26 protein-coding genes and 1 pseudogene are annotated in these 18,508 nt (G+C 67.8%); 6 read left to right on the forward strand and 21 right to left on the reverse strand.

Annotated elements, in window-relative coordinates; all coding sequences use genetic code 11:
• Positions 1-62: 62 nt before the first annotated feature.
• From ABNX41_RS16105 to ABNX41_RS16125, 5 genes are all read right to left on the reverse strand, one after another.
• Positions 63-476, reverse strand: coding sequence for a RidA family protein (locus ABNX41_RS16105; protein WP_438670744.1), 414 nt, complete (start codon positions 474-476; stop codon positions 63-65).
• 27 nt (positions 477-503) lie between these two features.
• Positions 504-1,661, reverse strand: coding sequence for an aromatic ring-hydroxylating oxygenase subunit alpha (locus tag ABNX41_RS16110; protein WP_438670745.1), 1,158 nt, complete (start codon positions 1,659-1,661; stop codon positions 504-506).
• A gap of 203 nt (positions 1,662-1,864) precedes the next feature.
• Positions 1,865-2,485, reverse strand: coding sequence for a 30S ribosomal protein S4 (rpsD, locus tag ABNX41_RS16115; protein WP_438670746.1), 621 nt, complete (start codon positions 2,483-2,485; stop codon positions 1,865-1,867).
• 215 nt (positions 2,486-2,700) lie between these two features.
• On the reverse strand, positions 2,701-3,816 hold the full coding sequence (locus ABNX41_RS16120; RefSeq protein ID WP_438670747.1) for a Hint domain-containing protein: 1,116 nt from the start codon (positions 3,814-3,816) through the stop codon (positions 2,701-2,703).
• A 189-nt stretch (positions 3,817-4,005) separates the two neighbouring features.
• On the reverse strand, positions 4,006-4,623 hold the full coding sequence (locus tag ABNX41_RS16125) for a YqgE/AlgH family protein (RefSeq protein WP_438670748.1): 618 nt from the start codon (positions 4,621-4,623) through the stop codon (positions 4,006-4,008).
• A gap of 347 nt (positions 4,624-4,970) precedes the next feature.
• Between ABNX41_RS16125 and ABNX41_RS16130 the strand changes: the two genes are divergently transcribed.
• Positions 4,971-5,807 carry a protein-disulfide reductase DsbD domain-containing protein gene (locus tag ABNX41_RS16130; RefSeq protein WP_438670749.1) on the forward strand — a complete coding sequence of 279 codons (837 nt, stop codon included), beginning with the start codon at positions 4,971-4,973 and terminating at the stop codon, positions 5,805-5,807.
• A gap of 77 nt (positions 5,808-5,884) precedes the next feature.
• Here the strand turns inward: ABNX41_RS16130 and ABNX41_RS16135 are convergent, their stop codons facing one another.
• Both ABNX41_RS16135 and ABNX41_RS16140 read right to left on the reverse strand, forming a co-directional pair.
• A complete protein-coding gene (locus ABNX41_RS16135) occupies positions 5,885-6,019 on the reverse strand; it encodes an entericidin A/B family lipoprotein (protein WP_438670750.1) in 135 nt (44 codons plus the stop codon).
• 398 nt (positions 6,020-6,417) lie between these two features.
• The gene (locus tag ABNX41_RS16140; RefSeq protein ID WP_438670751.1) at positions 6,418-6,588 is read right to left on the reverse strand and encodes a hypothetical protein; all 171 of its coding nucleotides are present in this window, start codon (positions 6,586-6,588) and stop codon (positions 6,418-6,420) included.
• A 137-nt stretch (positions 6,589-6,725) separates the two neighbouring features.
• On the opposite strand from ABNX41_RS16140, the gene ABNX41_RS16145 reads away from it, so the two are divergent.
• From ABNX41_RS16145 to ABNX41_RS16155, 3 genes are all read left to right on the forward strand, one after another.
• On the forward strand, positions 6,726-6,995 hold the full coding sequence (locus ABNX41_RS16145) for a hypothetical protein (protein ID WP_438670752.1): 270 nt from the start codon (positions 6,726-6,728) through the stop codon (positions 6,993-6,995).
• Positions 6,996-7,403: 408 nt separating this feature from the next.
• The gene (locus tag ABNX41_RS16150; protein ID WP_438670753.1) at positions 7,404-7,793 is read left to right on the forward strand and encodes a hypothetical protein; all 390 of its coding nucleotides are present in this window, start codon (positions 7,404-7,406) and stop codon (positions 7,791-7,793) included.
• Positions 7,794-7,827: 34 nt separating this feature from the next.
• Positions 7,828-8,208: a MucR family transcriptional regulator gene (locus ABNX41_RS16155; protein WP_438670765.1), complete on the forward strand. Its 381-nt coding sequence runs from the start codon at positions 7,828-7,830 to the stop codon at positions 8,206-8,208.
• Positions 8,209-8,213: 5 nt separating this feature from the next.
• Here ABNX41_RS16155 and ABNX41_RS16160 read toward each other — a convergent pair whose 3' ends face one another.
• Genes ABNX41_RS16160 through ABNX41_RS16180 form a run of 5 tightly spaced genes read right to left on the reverse strand, consistent with a single transcriptional unit; the run spans position 8,214 to position 9,654 of the window.
• A complete protein-coding gene (locus tag ABNX41_RS16160; protein WP_438670754.1) occupies positions 8,214-8,438 on the reverse strand; it encodes a hypothetical protein in 225 nt (74 codons plus the stop codon).
• Positions 8,428-8,670, reverse strand: a complete 243-nt coding sequence (locus ABNX41_RS16165) for a glutaredoxin domain-containing protein (RefSeq protein WP_438670755.1) — start codon at positions 8,668-8,670, stop codon at positions 8,428-8,430. Before ABNX41_RS16165 ends, ABNX41_RS16160 begins: the two co-directional genes overlap by 11 nt.
• Entirely contained in the window at positions 8,667-8,873 is a 207-nt protein-coding gene (locus ABNX41_RS16170) for a DUF7940 domain-containing protein (protein WP_438670756.1), read from the reverse strand. The genes ABNX41_RS16165 and ABNX41_RS16170 overlap by 4 nt, the downstream gene beginning before the upstream one ends.
• On the reverse strand, positions 8,870-9,391 hold the full coding sequence (locus ABNX41_RS16175; RefSeq protein ID WP_438670757.1) for an N-acetylmuramoyl-L-alanine amidase: 522 nt from the start codon (positions 9,389-9,391) through the stop codon (positions 8,870-8,872). Before ABNX41_RS16175 ends, ABNX41_RS16170 begins: the two co-directional genes overlap by 4 nt.
• Entirely contained in the window at positions 9,391-9,654 is a 264-nt protein-coding gene (locus ABNX41_RS16180; RefSeq protein ID WP_438668257.1) for a spike base protein, RCAP_Rcc01079 family, read from the reverse strand. The genes ABNX41_RS16175 and ABNX41_RS16180 overlap by 1 nt, the downstream gene beginning before the upstream one ends.
• 145 nt (positions 9,655-9,799) lie before the next feature.
• On the opposite strand from ABNX41_RS16180, the gene ABNX41_RS16185 reads away from it, so the two are divergent.
• Both ABNX41_RS16185 and ABNX41_RS16190 read left to right on the forward strand, forming a co-directional pair.
• A complete protein-coding gene (locus ABNX41_RS16185; RefSeq protein ID WP_438668256.1) occupies positions 9,800-9,967 on the forward strand; it encodes a hypothetical protein in 168 nt (55 codons plus the stop codon).
• The gene (locus ABNX41_RS16190; protein ID WP_438668255.1) at positions 9,964-10,173 is read left to right on the forward strand and encodes a helix-turn-helix domain-containing protein; all 210 of its coding nucleotides are present in this window, start codon (positions 9,964-9,966) and stop codon (positions 10,171-10,173) included. Before ABNX41_RS16185 ends, ABNX41_RS16190 begins: the two co-directional genes overlap by 4 nt.
• On the opposite strand, the gene ABNX41_RS16195 is transcribed toward ABNX41_RS16190, so the two are convergent.
• The 9 genes and pseudogenes from ABNX41_RS16195 to ABNX41_RS16235 form a co-directional block, all read right to left on the reverse strand.
• Entirely contained in the window at positions 10,174-10,425 is a 252-nt protein-coding gene (locus ABNX41_RS16195) for a hypothetical protein (RefSeq protein ID WP_438668254.1), read from the reverse strand.
• Positions 10,426-10,458: 33 nt separating this feature from the next.
• Entirely contained in the window at positions 10,459-10,866 is a 408-nt protein-coding gene (locus ABNX41_RS16200) for a hypothetical protein (protein WP_438670758.1), read from the reverse strand.
• 94 nt (positions 10,867-10,960) lie between these two features.
• Entirely contained in the window at positions 10,961-11,527 is a 567-nt protein-coding gene (locus tag ABNX41_RS16205; protein ID WP_438670759.1) for a hypothetical protein, read from the reverse strand.
• Between the two features lie 25 nt (positions 11,528-11,552).
• Positions 11,553-12,029, reverse strand: a complete 477-nt coding sequence (locus ABNX41_RS16210; protein ID WP_438670760.1) for a hypothetical protein — start codon at positions 12,027-12,029, stop codon at positions 11,553-11,555.
• A complete protein-coding gene (locus tag ABNX41_RS16215) occupies positions 12,026-12,346 on the reverse strand; it encodes a hypothetical protein (RefSeq protein WP_438670761.1) in 321 nt (106 codons plus the stop codon). Before ABNX41_RS16215 ends, ABNX41_RS16210 begins: the two co-directional genes overlap by 4 nt.
• A 12-nt stretch (positions 12,347-12,358) precedes the next feature.
• Positions 12,359-13,216, reverse strand: a complete 858-nt coding sequence (locus tag ABNX41_RS16220) for a hypothetical protein (protein WP_438670762.1) — start codon at positions 13,214-13,216, stop codon at positions 12,359-12,361.
• Positions 13,217-13,415: 199 nt separating this feature from the next.
• On the reverse strand, positions 13,416-17,711 hold the full coding sequence (locus tag ABNX41_RS16225; RefSeq protein ID WP_438670763.1) for a hypothetical protein: 4,296 nt from the start codon (positions 17,709-17,711) through the stop codon (positions 13,416-13,418).
• Positions 17,712-17,714: 3 nt separating this feature from the next.
• Positions 17,715-18,119 carry a DUF6950 family protein gene (locus ABNX41_RS16230; RefSeq protein WP_438670764.1) on the reverse strand — a complete coding sequence of 135 codons (405 nt, stop codon included), beginning with the start codon at positions 18,117-18,119 and terminating at the stop codon, positions 17,715-17,717.
• Positions 18,116-18,508: pseudogene (locus ABNX41_RS16235) on the reverse strand (hypothetical protein); the annotation flags it as partial. The gene ABNX41_RS16230 and the pseudogene ABNX41_RS16235, both read right to left, overlap by 4 nt.

The raw sequence follows: 18,508 nt of genomic DNA on the forward strand, positions 1-18,508 counted from the left end.
CGGGCCGATCGCCCCCACGACCACGCGCAAACCTTCGAAAATCGAAAGCCCCGGGCCCGTGCTTAGTCCGGTATGACGGCGGTCGCGTCGATCTCGACCAGCCATTCTGGGCGGGCGAGCGCGACCACCACCAGCCCGGTGCAGACCGGATGCACGCCACGGATATATTCGCCCATGGTGCGATAGACCGCCTCGCGGTGGCGCACATCGGTCAGATAGACCACCAGCTTGGTGACATGTTCCATCCGCCCGCCGCATTCCTCGACCAATTGGCGGATGTTTCGCATCACCTTGTGGGTCTGCTCTGCCGGGTCGTGGCTGTCGATGTTGCGCGCGGTGTCGAGATCCTGCGGGCATTGGCCGCGCAGGAAGATCGTGGTCCCGCGCGCCACCACCGCCTGGGCGAGGTCGTTGTCAAGCGCCTGTTCGGGATAGGTGTCGCGCGTGTTGAACTTGCGGTGACGGTGATGGGCCATGATCGGGCTTTCGGTCAGAGAGGGGGGTCAGGCCCCAAGACCTTGGGGCGCGGGCGGGATGCGGGCGGCGATCCATTGCGCGAATTCGAAATTCGGCCGCTCCAGATGCGACAGCGCGCCGGGCGCGGAAAGGTCGGACTTCAGGCCCCGGAACACCCGCTCAACACAATGCTTGTCCTCGGCATTCACCTCGTCGAGCAACTGCCGCAGCGCGCCCAGATGGCGCGCCGCATCCGGGTCGGCGCACCATTCCGGGCTCATCCCGCCGCCGTAAAGCACCTTGACGTGATCGGCGCCGTCGGGCGTCAGGCTAAGATACCAGAAATAGCCCGGCGTCAGCGTGATCATCAACGAGGGATAGATCGACAGCAGCCATGTCACCCGCCGCTGGTCGCCGCTCAGAACCCGGTTCGACGGATGCGCGAGCGCAAGCGGCAGGGAATCGTTCTTCACGATCCAGTGGTAGTTGAAGGCGGGAAAGCCCTCGGGGCAGGTCATTTCCAGCAGGTTCACCGTGCCGCCGATCGTGTCGGAATGACAGACCGGCAGGTGGTAGCTTTCCATGAAATTCTCGGCCAGCACCTTCCAGTTGGTGTTCCAGCGGAATTCCTGGCGGAAATGCTCCTGATAGCGTTCCATACCCAGATAGCCGACCAGATCCTCGACATCGCGCAGCGCCTCATGCGGGTCGGGCGCCTCGGGGTTCAGGGTCACCATGATCCAGCCCAGCCAGTCCACCACCCGCAATTCCGGCAGGCGCACATCCGAGCGGCAGAAGGAGGCGTTCAGCGCCATCGCGGGGGCGCCGCGCAGAGAGCCGTCGAGGTTGTAGGTCCAGGCGTGATAGGGGCAGACGATGGCGCGGGTGCGGCCGCGCCCTTCAAGCAGCGTGCTCATCCGGTGGCGGCAGACGTTCGACAGCGCGCGCAACCCGCCCTCGCGGTCGCGCAGGATGATCACCGGCTCGCCCGCGATCTCCATCGTCATGTAGTCGCCCGGTTCGGTCAGGGCATCGGCCCGCCCGGCGCAGAGCCATTCGCGGGCGAAGATGTGGCGCTCTTCCTCGCGGGCGAAAGCCTCCGAGACATAGACCGATTTCGGCATGGCGCGGGCGCGTTCGAAAGGCGCGGCCACATTGGCGCGGAGTTCTTCGAGGGGCGAGAGATCGGGCGCGTGGCGGGTCATGGCGGGGTCCGTGACGGCTGGGGAACCAGCGGACAGATTGCCCGTCGCAGGCTTTGGGAAAAAGAAAGGACTGGCGCAGCAAGGATTAGGCCACGCCTAACAAGGACCCGAACCGCCGGAAACGAAAAGGCCGCACCCCGGGGGGATGCGGCCTGGCCTGTCGATCTGCGCGCTGCGGGGCGCATGCCCCGCAGGCGAAAGGATCAGTTCTTGGCGTAATATTCGACGACGAGATTCGGCTCCATCACCACCGGATAGGGCACGTCCGACAGCGAAGGCGTGCGCACGAAGCGCGCGGTCAGCTTCTGGGTGTCGACCTCGACGTAATCGGGCACGTCACGCTCGGCCAGGGCGATCGCCTCGGCGATGATGGCAAGCTGGCGCGACTTTTCGCGCACCGAGACCACGTCGCCCTCGCGCAGGCGGTAGGAGGCGATGTTGACCGGCTTGCCGTTCACCAGCACATGGCCGTGGTTCACGAATTGACGGGCGGCGAAGATGGTGGGGACGAATTTGGCGCGATAGACCAGCGCGTCCAGGCGGCGCTCAAGCAGGCCCACCAGATTTTCACCGGTGTCGCCGGTGACGCGGGCGGCCTCGGCATAGATGCGCTTGAACTGCTTTTCGGTCAGGTCGCCGTAATAGCCCTTGAGCTTTTGCTTGGCGCGAAGCTGGGTGCCGAAGTCCGACAGCTTGCCCTTGCGGCGCTGGCCGTGCTGGCCGGGACCATATTCACGCTTGTTCAGGGGCGATTTGGCACGCCCCCAGATGTTTTCGCCCATGCGGCGGTCGATCTTGTATTTGGCAGCGGTGCGCTTGGTCACGGCTGATCTCCTTGGCTTGCCCCGGGGGGCGGATGCAAAGGGCGTTGTCCTCTCCCCCTTTCGGGGGCGACAGGCGATTCCTTGCGGAAGCCACCAACACCAATGAAAAGCCCCGGGCTTTGGGCCCGGGACCGTGGCGGGCTTATAGCGCGCCGATCCGCAGTGTCAACAGGCCGGGCCCTGCGCGCCGCCGGGGGGGATGCGCGCCCCCGGTCTCAGGCCGCAAGATCATGCGACAGGATCGCCGCCTCGGTCGCGCTCAGGTTACGCCGCGCGAAGGCGCCGTAAAGCATCGGATCACGCGCCAGATCCGGCATCAGCGCCAGCAGCCGGTCGCGGTCGCCTGGGTCGAGCACATCGAGCGCGGTGGCGCCGGGATGGAAGCTTTCGGTCTCTAGCCCGTTGGCGAAGACGATCTCGTGGCGTTCAAGCAGCAGGTGGCGATAGCTGACCTCGCGCAGCCCCGCATCCACGGCGATCGAGCCGCCATTGACCAGGTCTCCGGCGGCGACCAGCACCTCCTCGCAGTTGAAAAGCGCCCGCGCCGGGGCGCCGCGCACCAGCATCCGGTGCCCGGGCGAGACCAGCAGATCACCCTCCGGCCGCCCGGATCCCAGCGCGCCCGACCTCAGCCGCACCGGCCGCAGATGCGGCATGGCGTAAAGCCGCGCCCCGGACATCCGGCGGCTGCCGGTCCAGAGGACCTCTTGCGCGCCATTGTCCTTGGTCTGGATCAGGTCGCCCGGGCGCAGGCTTTCGATTGGCGCCGCGCCAGCGGGAGTGCGCAGAAGCGTGCCGGGGGCAAAACAAATCACGCCCGCACCCGCGCCCGGTGAGGCGGCCGCCTCTCCGGGCAATGCGACGGCCGCGCAGGAGACTGAGGCCCGCACGATCCACAGGTCGCGCCCCTCGGGCGGGGGTTCGCCCAGAAACATCAAAAGCCGCGCGCCGCTGTCCGGGACCGGCAGCACCGTCACGACATGCGAGCGCAGGCCGTCGGTCACGACGAAACTCTGGTCGCCCGCCGCATCCTCACCCTCGCCCCTCTGGCGCGAGATCGCCGCCGGGGGCCGACCGTCGCGCTGGCGCATGTCGCCCAGGGCGACGCCGACCAGCCGCTGCACCATCCGCGCCGCGTGGCGACGGATCTCCGCCTGCCCCTCGGCCCCTTCCAGAAGCAGCACATCGCCCGGCGCGTCGATCCTGACCGCCTTGCCGGTCCAGCGCCATGACGCCCCGACCACGATCTGGTCCGGCGCCGCGCCGCGAAACCCGTCCACTTCCGTCTGAGACCAGGAGATGACGAACGTTGCCCGAAAGCCCGTTCCCATTGCCTGTCTGCCTGCTCGTTCGTTTTTGTTTATACGAAACAGCTTAGCAGGCCGCGCCGGGTGATTCTACCGATCTTTGGCGACAATCCGGCGCCAAGGGCATGATTTTCCGCCAGATCCGCACAATCACAGGGCGAATGCCGCCCCCTTTGCCGTCGGGAAAGCCGATCTGCGCCGCAGGCTGTCGGCTCAGGCCCGCCCGGCCGAGGCCGAAAGCGTGATCGGGTCGATCCCCAGCACCGCCAGCGCGCGGGTCCATTTCTCGGCATCCGGCGCCAGGAAGATCAGTTCGGGCGGCACGTCCGAGATCAGCCAGTCGTTGCGCAGGATCTCGCTTTCGACCTGGCCCGGGCCCCAGCCCGCATAGCCAAGTGCCAGCAGCGCGCGCGTCGGCCCCTCGCCCGAGGCCAGCGCCTCAAGCACGTCGAGCGTGCCGGTCAGGCGGAACCCTCCGGGCACCTCCATCGTCGCCTCGCCGCCGCGCCAGTCGGCGGAATGCAGGACGAAGCCGCGCCCGCGCTCCACCGGGCCGCCGAAGTGAACGCGGATCTCGCGGGCGCCGGAGGCGACGGGTCCGGGGCCTGTCGCGTCGGCGGCGCGTTCGCCCGCCGTCTCCCCCCGCGCAGGAGGAGGCTCAAGGCCAAGATGGCCCAGGATGGAGGCGAAGGTCAGATCCGGCCGGGGCTTGTTCACGATCAGGCCCATGGCGCTTTCCGGGGAATGGGCGCAGACCAGCACGACGCTGCGGGCGAAGCGCGGATCCTCCATACCCGGCATTGCGATCAGGACCTTTCCGGCAAGCTGCATCCATATCCTTTCGCTTCGGCGCGCCCCGCCGCCGGGTCAAGCCCGGAGCGGCCTTGACGCCTGGCCCGGCGGGTGATTCGAGGGACCGGGGCACCTGCCGCATTCCCTCAAGATGGGGCCGGGGGCGGGCGCGCTCAACCCTTTCCTCGGTGCAAGGGCCGCTATTCTGGCGCCCAAGCGGCGGGCAGGCGTCCCGATTGCCCCGAAAAGACGGACGCATGTCCGGTTCCTTCACGCATTTCCGCCTTCCGCGCGCGACCGCGCCGATTGCGGCACCGGCGCCACAGCTCCCGCGCCGTCGCCGGGTTGTGATTTCCGTTGGCCGCCCACGCCGGTATCCTTGCGCCATGACCAGCCGCTTTCGAATCCGGGCCCTGCCCCTTTGCCTCGCCGCCCTGCTCGCAGGCCTGCATATCGGCCTGCCGATGCCCGTCCACGCCTTCGGCACCGGGAAAAAGCAGGTCGTCGACGCCTCGGTCCTGACCGGATGGCAAAGCGGGACCGGCCATGTCGCGGGGCTGCGGCTGGATCTGGCCCCGGGGTGGAAGACCTATTGGCGCAGCCCCGGTTCGGCCGGGATCCCGCCGGTCTTCGACTGGTCCGCCTCGGAGAATCTCGCCTCGATCCGGGTGCTGTGGCCCTCGCCCTCAATCTTCGACACCAATGGCACGCGCACCATCGGCTATCGCGGCCATGTGGTCTTCCCGGTCGAGGTGGTGGCCAGGGACCCCTCGCGCCCGGTGACGCTGCGCGCCAATGTCAGCCTCGGCGTCTGCGACCGGATCTGCCTGCCCGCCACGGTCGAGGCCTCGGGCATGCTGATCGCCCCCGGCGCCCCCGATCCCGCGATCCGGGCCGCGATCGAGGCGCAGCCGGTGCCGGGTGCCATCGCGGGCCTGGGCGCGGTGTCCTGCACGGTCGAGCCGATCCGCGACGGGCTGCGGATCACCGCGAGGCTGTCGCTTCCGGCCCAGGGCGGGCGCGAGGCGGTGGTGATCGAGAATGCCGATCCGCAGATCTGGGTCTCGGAATCGGTCGAGACCCGCAAGGGCGGCACACTGACGGCCATGGCCGATATGGTCCCGCCCTCGGGCCAGCCCTTCGCGCTCGACCGATCAGGCATCACGGTGACGGTGATCTCGGAGCGGGGGGCGGTCGAGGTGAAGGGCTGCCCGGCGCCCTGAACTCGGCACCCTGACGCGCCCGGCCCGGCGGCATCATCCCCGACACGCCCCGGACAACGCGCGCCCGGCCTGTGCCGTCACAGGTCGGACTGGACCCGCTGCGCCTCTTCGCTGACGGCCTGGCCTGCGGATTGCATGTCGCGTCCAGCACCCTCGATGGTCTGGCAAGCGGCAAGGCCGGTGAAGCCGAGGACGATAAGCAGCCTTTTCATTTCTTCCCTCCTTAGGACGTGTCGGTCGGGGGGCAAACGCGCGACCGCCGCGATTGTTCCCGCGGGCCCTGGAGGATCCCGGCCCGCGTCGAGGATCGGGCAGGGGGGGGGCGGGTTGAGCGGCGTCGTCCCAGAGGCGTAAAGCCGTAAAACGACTTGACGGGAGGCCGCAGATTTCCAACCCGCCCGGCCAGGCTTCCGTTTCTGGACCATGATGTTGATTACGAAAGATATATTTCTGGAAATGGCGATCCCGGGAGGATTGAAATAACCATTTATTTTCAATATATTGTGCAGTAAATAACCGATTATGCCGTCATATAGGAATCAATGGGTTACAGGCTTCCGTGTAAACGGAACGACGCCGCAAATAGTAGCCCTTTAGCGCCCGCCCTGCCCTACCTGCACGCCCCGGTCATAGCCGCATCTGTCACCGCCACCCATCGCCCCAGATCACCCTCGGGCACCGGGCGCGGCATGGATACCCGCTGCGCCCCATAGACCACGCATCCGGCGTCGGTCGTGGTCACACAGCCCGCCAGCGCGAGGGCGAGGATTGTCCAACGCATATCCGCCTCCTGTTTTGTTAAAAATCTCGATCCGCATTGCATTCTCATGTTGCGTTGCGCCTATTTTGCGCCTATATGTGAGTTATCGGGAAAGGCCAGCGGGGCCGCCCGCAGATAGGCCAAGGAGGGCCACTGAGATGGACAAGATCACCGTTGAATTTTCCGCCAATCGCGTCGGTGTCGAAGCTCGCACGGTCTCGACGCACAATCTGACGGATCGTGGCGCGGCCAACGCCCTGCGCCGGGCGCGCGCCGCCCTCGATGACGGCATTCTCGCCTACGGCAATAGGTCTGGTGCGGTTGTCACGATCAGCGCCAACGGGACCACCTATAGCCTGGGCCAGAATGGTATGCGCGATGACCGGGGCGATCTCTGGCCGATCGAACTCAGCGCACGGGACTTCTGATGGCCCGCAGTTTATCCAACAGGCTCTGGGGCTATCTGTCCCGGAGCCAGATCGTTCTGGCGGTCTCCGAACTCCGCCTGGCAATGCCTCATGCTGACCCCGACCTGGTTTTGATCTGGACCCACGTTGTTGCCGCGACCCCACACAATGGCGACAGAGACATGCGCTGGATGGCCCATCAGTTCCGTAGAGGGGGGGGGCGGTCGCCTGCCCGTGCACTTGAAACCGTGATCAATCTGTCTAGGGCTATCGAGGTGGAGGACTGGTATAGAGCCGCCCGCCACGTTGGTTCGATCCGCCACTATGCGCCAGCCACGAGCCGCGTGACGCTGGTCGGGCTGTTGGGCGCTATTGATCGGAATAGAAACGGAAATCTCCCCACTCCCGGCTGGATGATGGACCGATTGTATGACCTCACCGCATGAAATGACCCATGCCGAATTCCTCGCAGCCATCGAGACGCTCTGGCCGGGGCATGGCGGGAAGGCCGCCGCCGCGCGCGAACTGGGCATCGGTTACCGCCGGGTGCAGGAGTTCCTGACCGAGCCAGGGAAACCCAGTCACCGGAAAATCCCTCCCGGCATCGCTGACGAAATCCGCGATCTGCTGGAGCGTTTTCCGAACGGGGTCAGGATGGCTGACCCCCGCCAGGTAATCGGCGCCCTGCATGAGCAGATGATCCGCAACGGCTGGCGCCCGGACGAGGCAGCCGCGGGCATTCTGGGGGCGGCATTCTCCAACGCCTGCCGTCATTTGGGCGACGAGACAGCGCGAAACCTACTCGATGACCCTCAGTGATGACCTGATCCAGTGCCTGGAATGTGGGCGATGGATGCCCACTGTCGGGTCGCACATTGTGCGCATGCACGGAATGACCGCGCGGGAGTACAGGATCAAACACGGCCTACCGGCCAGCCATAGCCTCGCCTCTGAATCGTATCGCGCCCGCCAGCGCGAAAATACCCTGCGCAGGCTGGCCGAGGGGAGCCTGCGCCCAGACCCAATTGCTGCGTCCGAGGCGGCCCGCCACGCCGGACGCGGACAGAGAACCGCGGAGGATCTGGCGCGCCAGGCCGAGATAGCTCGGAGCATCCTGCGCCAGATGATACCAGACGGCGGGAAACGAGCCGACGGACGAGACGCAGTTCGGGCGCGAGAGGCGCAGCGCAGGCGACGCGCGAAACAGCGCGACAACGAGGCCAGAGAACTCTAGCGCCCTCACCACCTCCCATCATTATCGCGGATGATCTGCTCGGGTGTCCGCGGATCGGCCGCAGCCTCCTGTGCCGCCGCGCGCCCGGCCTCTGTTCGCTCCAGCGTCTGCCGGTCGGTGCGCGACTGAGCATCGCGCCTGCCCGCCGCCCGGCCACGCAGCCATGCGACCAGTGCCGCGATGATGGCCGCACCGATCCCGCTCAGGATCATTCTCAGGTCATTCAGCATCCTGCATCCCCGGTGTGATTTCCCTGATCAGGTCTGGCCGGAACCCGCACCAGTGGCGATCGGGCCCAACCTCGACAATCGGCGCCTGCCGGTAGCCGAATTCCGCGACCCGGGCCTGAGCCTCACGGTCGGTGGTCAGGTCGAGGTAGCGATAGCGGATGCCTCGCTGATCCATAGCGCGCTTGGTTGCATCGCACTGGACGCAGGAGGGCTTGCCATAGACGGTGATCATGCCTGCGTCCCCTGATCGACCAGCCGACCGATCGTCCCGGCGACAAGCAGGGCGATGGTGGCGACAGCCACCCAATTGGCAGGCACCGAGGCGCGCATGTCATCAGGCAGGAGAACCCAGGTCGCCTGCACCGCCCCAGCTGCAGCCATGGCTCGCATCGAGAACCAGCGCCAGGCGTGGCGCGCATTGCGGACTAGTTTCATTTCGACCTCCTGAACATGGCGATGAGGGATTGGATGAACCGGCTCAGCCAGTCGGTCGGTGGAGGGGCCACGGCGGGCGGCCGTGGCGCCTCGGCCAGCCATTTCGGCACCGAGAAGCCCGGGCAGGCCTTGTTGGCATATTGGTTGTGCCCGGTCACCGGCACGGCGCCGAACCGCCCCTGCAGATCGGCGATCAGCTTGCGCAGCGCCCGGTCCTGCTCCGGCGTGAAATGGTCCGCAAACGCATCGCTCGCGGCCGAGCCATGACCGCCGAAGAGGCTGATCCCGATGGTGCCGGTATTGTGCCCCGCCACATGGGCGCCGGTCTGTTCCAGCGGGCGCCCCGGGACCACGGTGCCGTCGCGGTCGATCAGATAGTGATAGCCGATGTCGCGCCAGCCGTTGCCGGTGACATGCCAGCGCCGGACCTCGGCGACCTTGGCCGCGCTCGTGCGCCCCGCCCACCAGTCGGGCCGGGTCGCGGTGCAATGGACGATAACCCCCGTGATCGCGCGCATCACCACCACCCCACCAGCGAGGCCGTGCTGGCCGCCAGCACCCGGCGGGGCGAGATCGGCAGGATCTGCCCGGCCTCGACGGGGTAGCTCACCACCACCCCCGCCGCGTCTTGCAGCACGGCGGTCCCGGCGGTGGCGCAGTAGATCACGCGCGGGATCACCGGCAGATCCTCACTGTCCGAGGGCGTGATGGCGGCATGCCCGGTCGCGGGGCTGTCGAGGCCTCGGGCATGGTGGCGGAAATAGTTGACGGGTTCAGGCATGGCTTTCTCCATGTGAAAAAGCCCGCGCGAGGCGGGCAGGTTTTGTCCAGAAACTGCGAAGAGAGTGGTTGACGAATAGCGCCAATGGCGCTATTTATTGTCTTGTCGAAGGGCAATGAAGCCCGCGAAACCCGGAGAAACCGACATGACCCACGCCGAACAAAGCCTTGCCGACGACAAGATGCGCGCCGAAATCGCCAAGCTGCTGGCCGAGACCAAGCAGGTGACGGTGATGACCTTCGTCACGCCCTTTGCCACGGCGGCGGGCCTGATCGCGGCGACCGCCACCCTGGTCAAGATCTTCTTTCCGTGACCCCCGCAGAATTCAAAGAGGCCCGGCGAAAGCTGGGCCTCTCCCAATCCCAATTGGGGCAGATCCTCGACACCACCCCGCAGACGATCCGAAAATGGGAGATGGCCGAAGACCGCAGCACGGCGCGCAGCGTCAATCCTGTCGCGGCGCGGGTGATGGGCTGGCTGCTGTCGGGCTGGCGCCCGCCGGAATGGCCGCGGGGCTGATCAGTCGCGGCGGGCGAGCAGCGTCTTGATATCGCGGCGCACCTCGTCGAGCATGGCGTTGGTGGTGTCCCTCGCCTCCTTATGCGCGCGCAGGTCCTCGTCGCGCTGACGCCACAGGCGCCGGATCTCGGCGGCATTGGCCTTGGTCGCGGCCTCGCCCCGCACCAGCCAGACGATCAGAGCCACGAGGGCCGAGACCTGCACCCAGACCGATTGCAGGATGGCCAGCAGGCCGTGAGGGGTGTCTGGCATATCATCTCCATGCGCTACAGAGCGGCGCGATTGTCAGGCCGCGAGTTGCGCCCAGTATTTGCGGATCGCCGCCTCTTCGGCCGCGTTGAAGGCCCCGGCGCGAAGGATCACCCCGGCCTGGCGGGTTGTCAGCAGCGCATTGGCGGGGGCTGACACTGCGTCCACCGTCACCGCGCCGAGGTGATCGACCCAGGCGCGGCCGTAGGTGCCAGCGGGCAGCGACACCGGCAGGCTGTCGCCGCCGTCATCCCAAAGATGCCAGACGTCTGGCACCCCGGGCTCAGTCACGTCATGGGGCCCGAGATTGTGTTGCAGCGGCGTTGCCACCGCGCCCGCCTCAAATTGCAAGCCTTTGAGCCGGTAGGTCACATCGACGGCCGCGCCGCTAGCAAAGCCCAGTGTCACCACCGTTTGCGCGCTGGCCGCCGTGGCAGCGGTCAAGGTGCGTGTCAGTGCGACGGATGTATCCTCACCCGAGGTCGCGCCCACAGACGAGCCTCCGCCCGCGACCCAGACCCCCGAGGCATTGCGCTCCTCAATGTTGATCCTGATCCCGGGGATGGCGACCCCACCCGGGACAGATCCGGCGATGACGCGGGCCGTCACCCGCGCCGTAAAAACGTCGCCCTGCGCCGCCGGGGGTCGCGGAATTGGAAATGACATAGGCCCCGGCATGCTGCGTGCCCGTCGTCGTGCCGTGGTAGCGGATATCAACATAAGGCACCCCGGCCTCGACACCGCTGCCGATCCGCGCGGCAGTAACGCCGCCGCCTGTGACCGCCTCGGGCCAATAGGCCGCATCGTCCACGGCCTGTGCCCCATTGGCGAGGTTGCGCCGCCCGCCCCTCGGCCAGCGGGCCAGCGTCGGACGTGACAGGGCCACGGGCTGCGGCGCATCCACCGTGCCCGCAGCGCGCCGCGCGAGGCCCACGGGCTGGCCCGGGCCGGTCAACGGGACGCTGCCCGCCGCATCCTGGGCCAGCAGGTCGAGGCGGGAGGGATCGATCCAGATGCCGGGGGCCTCCGGCGGAAAGAGCCTGGCAGGGCTCCAGGGGCGGCGGGTGGTCGCGATGTTGGTGAGGGAGAGGCCGAGGCCGATCATATTGTCATCCTCATCATGGCCTGCATCATTGGGGTGCAGGCCATCCGCCAGCCATGTTTCTCCCGCCATTTCGAGGTTGAAGGTCGGGCTGCGCACTCATCCATTCCAGCGCCCGCTCGATCTCGGCGGCTGTCGCGGCCGCGCCGATGGCGGCCTCGGTCCCGAGGCGCGCGGCCTCCAGATCTGCGGCGGTGGTGCGCCAGAGAGCGGCCATGTTGAGCCAGAGCTGCGCCAGTTGGCCGGGGTCGGGCGCGGTAAGCCCCGCCTCGGCGGCCAGCAGCGGATAATCCGCAATGTCGGGATCCGTGGCAGCGATCCAGGCGCGCGCCTCGGCCTCCTTGGCCAGGTAGATCATATCCTGGCCGGGCAATCTGGTGATCAGGGCCTCACGCGCAGCGGTCACATGGGCGATCAGCCGGGCGCGCGCATGTGACCGGGCCGCCGCCAGAGCCGTGGCGGCCTTGGCCTCGGCGGTGATCATGGTCTCCCACTGGATGGTCATGGGGCGGTCTCCTCGGGCTGGTCGATATTGTGGGGCGGCAGGGGCACGGGGCCCGAGGCGATGGTCAGCACCCCGGGCCAAAGCGTCTCGGGGGGCGCATCGGCCCCGTGGGGCAGGATCAGCGTGAGGCGGATATGGCCGCCCTCGCGTGTCACGTCCGAGGCCAGCCAGGCGCAATCGACCGCCGCGGGCGGGAGCGTAGCGCCCTCGGGCAGAGGCGTGAAATCATAAGCCTTTCCATTGAGTGTGAGGATATCGCCCGCCAGGCTGGCGGTCAGGGTCTGGGCCATTCGGACCGGGGTCAAGGTGATGATCATGCGGGGGTCTCCTTAAAACCAGCGGCCAATGGCGGTCAGCGAAATCCTGAATCTGTTGGCGGCATCGCCTTCATTTCTCCACCCGACAATGGAGCTTGTGGGAAAACCGGATTGTGCGGCGCATCGCAGGTATCTCGCCGCTGTGATCATGTTGCCCGTCGTCGCAAGCGATGCGACGACGGGCGTCACCACAACCGATCCGGACGTAAAATCAGCTGGAAACGTCCAGGTTTGCGATCCCTGCTCGCCCGCAAACACATCCGCATCCATAAAATTTACCAATGAGCAGATCTGGGTCCCATCGGCGTACCTGACGTATCCTCCATTGGCATTGGACGCCCGCTCGATCACCGCGCCGGTGGGGGCGCCTCCGGCCTGCGATACGGCGCCGAGAACATTGCCACGCCGGTACGCCTGGGCGGGGCCGGATGTCGCACCGATGGTGGCCCAGAGGGCCGAGGCCGAGGTGTCATCCAGCAGCGACCGCGCGAAAGGCGTCAGGTCGGTCAGCGCCGCCCCTGCCGCCCCGGTGAAATACGGCAGTTTATTCGCCGCCGGGGCCAGCCCGGCCAGCAGCGGCAGGGTGGTGCCCGTCAGTTGCTGCAGCAACTGGTTTGCGGCGGTCAGGGCGCGGGCCGCATCGTCGACCAACAGGATGTTGTAATTCGCCCCGGCCAGCGCGCCGCCCGGCCAGGCGCGAGCCAGAGTGAGGCCGGTTGCGCTGTTGACGCTGGCGATCGGCACCACGGCGGTGCCCGCGATCAGCAGATCGCCCGCGCGGATGCCTGCCGTGGCCCAGGCGGTTCCGGTGCCGGTGACGGCGATCGAATTGGCGCCGACTGTGATCGTGCCGGTGGAATAGGTGGTCATGAGCGCGGCCCCCTTTGAGCCTCGACAAAGACGGCGCCCCGCGATCCGTCTGGATTGGTCCAGTGGTAGGGCCCCGGGGTCCGGTCGGGCTGGCGGATGGGGCTTTGGTGGTCACCGCCGGGGCGACTGTCAGCCAAATCGCTATGCGGGCCGCAGGCGGCGAGAAACAGAACGAGGGGCAGTAGGCGCATGAGGGGCCTCATTTCTTGGTGTCGGTGAATTTGAGGGATTTGAGCGTGATACTGACCGTCACCCCGGGGCTCAGGCTCACGGCGCGGGCCTGGAGCCCGTATCGGTAGGGGGTGCCGACATAGAGCGCGCCGGAGTATTGCAGGCGCAGCCCGCCCGACAGGGTATAGGCCGTCTCGACCACCTGGATCAGGCAGTCGTCGCGGGACCCGATAGACGGGTTGGAGCCGATCCGCAGGCCGAAAACTTGCGGTACGCCCGGGGCGCTGCCGGAAGTGTCGATGTCGACCACGGCGACAAAGCTGGCCAGTCCGACAGGCATATATGGCGCTAGCACCCCGGCCGGGCCCGTAACCCAAGCGGTATCGGTGCTGCCGATATCCAGCGGCGCATCCCAGCCGACGAATTCGATGGCATGGGTCACTGCGTTCGGCGCGATCATGCTGCCTGTCACAGTAAAGCTGCCGTCGACCGTCACATCACCGCTCAGACGGATCAGCCCTGCGTTAAGCCGGATCACCCCGGCCTCGACCACGAAGAGCGGGATCGAGCTGGCGCCGATCATCACGTAAAACGCATCGCCCTGCACGACAACCCGGCTCTTGTCGCCCGCCACAGCCTCCAGAAACAGCGCTGCGGCGCGGGCATCCGCCTCGGACCCCGAGGCCACGGCCTTGAGGCCGATCCGCGCCAGCGCACCTTCCGGCGTGGCCTCGGCCGTCATCCTGAAAAGGGTCTCGGCTGTGCTGGCCCCGACCGTGGCGCCCAACTTTGACAAAGCATCGACGATGGCGGAGATCCTGCCGCCCTGCTGCGTGACCGTGGCCGTGGTGGCCTCCAGCGCGGTGGCGTCCGCCTTGGTGCCGACGACCCCTGACAGGTCTGTCAGCGAGGCCGCCAGCGAGGTCAGATCGGTCGCGGCCGAGGTGATGTCCAGACCATGCTGCGTGACGATTGTTTCCAGCGCCGCCAATGCGTCGGCGGTGGCCAGCCCCGGGATCGCCGATTGCAGGGCGGTGACCGCCTGCGCCACCAGCGCTACCTGATCATCGGTCATGTCGATCCGGGTGGTCAGGGTCTGCGTGGCGCTGGCGATCAGGTCGCGGTTGCGCCAATCGTCCAGCACACCCCGGGCGGTGGCCTCCAGCGCCTCGTCCGCCATCGCGCGATAGCTGCTGCGCAGGCTGCGGACCGCCTCGGCCACGATGGAGGTGCCCGCCTCACCGGCGGCCACCCCGGCCTCGATCAGATCGATGGCCCCGGCCAGCGCCGCCAGCCCGGTGGCCGGATCGGCGATCTGGGTCTCGATCCCGGTCAGCCTGGTGCCTGCGGCTGCAAGCCCGCTCTCGGTCGCCCCGGTGCGCGTCTCCAGCACCTCGACTGCGCTGGTCGTCGCGGCCTGCGTCGTCTCGGCAGCGGTCTGCCGCGCCTCCAGCGCCAGCACGTCCGATGCGACGGCCGCATCGCCGCTGATCCGGGCCTGCCGCTCGGCCGCAAGATCGGCCGAGGAGGCCCCCGGGGCGGGCCGCCCGACAGCGATCCAGTCCAGCGCCATGTCATTGCCGCCGGTGGACAGGTCAAGGCGGATGCGGTCCACCTGCCCGGTCCAGCCGGGGCCGATGGTGACGATGGCCTCGTCGCCATCCCAGGCAGGCTCGGCGATGGTCACGCGGCGACCGGGATCCCAGGACTGACCCGCGGCTGCCCACCAGAGCTGTCCGGTCCAGACCGGGGTGCCGGTCCGGCGCAGCCGGGCGCGCACCTGCATATAGGCGTCCCCGTCCACGCCCAGCCCGGCGGGGCTGACGATGTGATCCGAGGCGGCCGGGATCAGCCAGCCGCCCGAGGCCGTGGGGGCCGAGGATCCGCCCGTCCAGCCATCGATGCCCGCGTCGAAATACCAGATCGCGGCGTGGTCAAACATCACCGCCGAGCCGACCGACATCGTGGCGATCATCAGCGCCAGCGCCTCGTCGCCATCGACGCGGGCCTGCTCCGCCGTCAGGATCGCGGATGACAGATCGCCGGTATCGGCCTCCAAAGTCGTCACCCGCTGCGCGACGGCGGTGGAGGCATCGGCCAGGACCGTGATCAGATCGGTATATTCGGCGCGGGCGCCTTCGATTCTGACGGTGATCTGCTGGCGCAACTCTTCGCGGGCGGTGAAATCGGCGCTGGCCAGATCCAGCACCTCGGCGGCCAGCGCATGGATGCGGTCGCCATAATCGCGCCAGCGCGCGGCGGCCATCTGCGCCTCGGCCGCCATCTGATCGGCAAGCGCCGAGACGGCGGCCACGCGGGCGTCGATCTCGGCGCTGATCGATCCGGCCAGCATTGACAGATCGTCCGGCAGATCACTGACCCCGCCGCTGATCCAGCCGTCCAGCGTGGCCAGGATCGCCCCCAGATCCTCGGCCAGATCCGCATCCGTGATCCTGACATCCGGCGTGGTGACGGCGGTCCATGCGGTCCAGTCCGTGGCCCGGTCCACCACCAGCCGCCCCCGCATCTCATAGGCCGTGGCAGGCAGGGCCGGGTCGAGCAGCGCCTCGCCCGCGCGCAGGTCGTAGATCCCAAGCTCGCGCCCCTCGCCCGCCTCGCCCGCCAGCCGCACCGCCACCCGGACCCCGCGCGCATCCACCGCGCCAGCCGCGTCCCAGACCGCCCGCGCCGCCGGGCGACGGGCGTTGCTCTCGGCGTCCACGATGATCGTGGGCATGGCGTCCCAGCCCGGCACGGCCTGGGCGGCGGGGCGCACCACCTCCAGCGACGGCGGCGACGGCAGCACCAGGCCCTCGGGCGGGTCGTAATCCTCGGGATCCACCTCGCGCAGGCTGACGCGGGTGCGCCAGGTCCGGGGATCGCGCACGACCTCCGAGACCTCGAACAATTTGGCCGCGTAGCCATTGGCCGCCGAGGTCCATGCGATCACGTCGCCCAGCTCCAGCACCCCGGCCTCGGGCGGCAGGGTCAGCATATGCCGCAACAACCGGCGGTGATCCTTGATCAGGGCGGCGATGATCCTCTGCACCTGGAGGGGATACGGGGCAGCATCAAATGCCAGATCCACCGGCAGGCGGCGGTTGCCGTCCTCCTCCTCCCAATCCTCATTGGTCAGCAGCGGGGTCTCGCTGGTCTCCCACAGTCGTGAGGGGTCGGGATAGGTGGCCGAGATCGCGTTGTAGATCTCATCCGGCGCCGGGAATGGATCAAGCTCCTGCGGCGCGTCGATCAGGATATCGTCATCCGTGATGAAGCGCACGGGCAGGCCCGGCCCGCCGACGCGCAGGCGCCAGATGCCGCCGTGCTCGGTCAACTGGCCGTTGCAGGCGCGCAGCAGCTTTTCGATCACCGCGAATGGCTCATCCTCGGTGAAAATCTCGAACCCGGCGCGGTACCGGGGCTCCATGCCCCCGGCGCCATCGTCCACCATCTCGGCGCAGGCATCCATTGCCGCGGCCCAGTCATCAAAGGGCAGATCCTCGGCTGTCGCCTCTCCGCCCCAGACCTGACCGCCCGCCATGCGGATCCCGCGCAGGATATTGTGGAGCATGATCGCCGGATTGCGTGTCGGCAGATAGGTGGACTCCTGGCCCCACCGCATCGGGCCCAAACCGCCTGCCGTGCTGTCCGAGCGAGGGTCATAAAGCGGCAGGCCACGCAGGATGAAGCGCGCCTTCGGCCAGCCGGTCCAGACCTCCCGGTCATAGAGGAATGTGACAATGGCGTAGCAGATGCCGTGCCCGACCATATCCGGGGTCCAGGGCCGCACATGACCGATCGGATAGCGCGAGACCAGATAGGGGTCCGCCGCCGTCTGCGTCCCGTCGTAATAGCGCACCCATGCTTTTCCCAGAAAGCGGCCGCCGATGCGATTGCCATGATCGGGGTGGATATGGTCGGGCAGGATCTCGGCCACTTCCCCGTCGATGATCATCCCGTCGAGGCCGTGCCTCGGGCTGCCCGCCAGTTCGATGACGTAATGCAGGATCGCCATGGGGGTATTGCCGCCCGAGGCATCGCAGGACATCGGTGGACCGACAAAGGCGCCATCCGTGGCATAGGGGCCGATGCAGAAGGCATCCGGGTTGACCCCGCCCGACAGCGTGGTGCTGGTGCGCAGCCCCGCCACCTCCTGCTTCGGCGTTTCCATCAGCGAGCGGGACAGCGCCGACAGCGCGACCGAGGTCAACAGCTTGACCGCGATCCCGCCCCAGGTGGTCGCGGCGAATGCTGCACCCGCCGCAAAGATCCCGGCGCTGCCGAAGCCGAGCGCGCCGCCGATAAAGCCTGCTACAACGGCCATGCGTCAGACCCCCAGGAACCGGATGGCCAGCCCGACCGGCGCCAGCGAGAGACCCGCCGGGCCGGTGACATAGATCTGATCGCCCTGCACAACGCCGAGCGCCGGGCCGTCGTCGGTCGGCACAACGGCCAGATCGCCGGGCTGCGGCGGGCCGTCGCGATCCGGCAGGTGGTGGCCGAAGAAAGCGATGTGATCGGCAAAGCCGTCGCGGCGCATGATGCGCAGCCCGCCCCGCAGGGTAGTGTATCTGCCGCGATAAGGCGCCGCGAGATCCGTGCCCGTCATCGCCTCGACCGCGCCCGCCGCGAACAGCGCGCAATCCTGCGATCCAAAGGCAAAGGGCGACCGGGCCACCGTGCCCAGATAAACGGCGAGGCGGCGCTGCCAGCCGGGGGTGCGCTTGATCATAGGCCCAGAAACTCCGTGACGCCCGAGGCGATCGCGCGCGGCCCGGACTGCTGCTGCGGCTGCACCACGGCCAGCCGTTCACCCCAGGCGGTCTCGACCGCGCCCGAAATGTCGCCGTATTGCCGAAACGTATCCCCCGGCGCCCGGCGCTCCAGCGCCGCCTGGCTGCGCTTGAGCGTGAGCCCGCGCGTCAGCGTCCAGGCCGCCGAAACCATGGTGATCGTGCAGGTGGCCGCCCCGCCATCCTCAGGCGTGGAGATCAGCGCCTTGATGATATGGCCCCGCAGGTCGATCACCGGATCGGCCAGCGGCAGCATCGTGTCGGGGTCGATAAACCATTCGTGCAGCTCGACCGGGGCAAGGCGCGGATCGTAAAGCCGGATCGCCGT

This window comes from Pseudogemmobacter sonorensis, assembly GCF_042762395.1.
GTDB classification, from domain to species: domain Bacteria; phylum Pseudomonadota; class Alphaproteobacteria; order Rhodobacterales; family Rhodobacteraceae; genus Pseudogemmobacter; species Pseudogemmobacter sonorensis.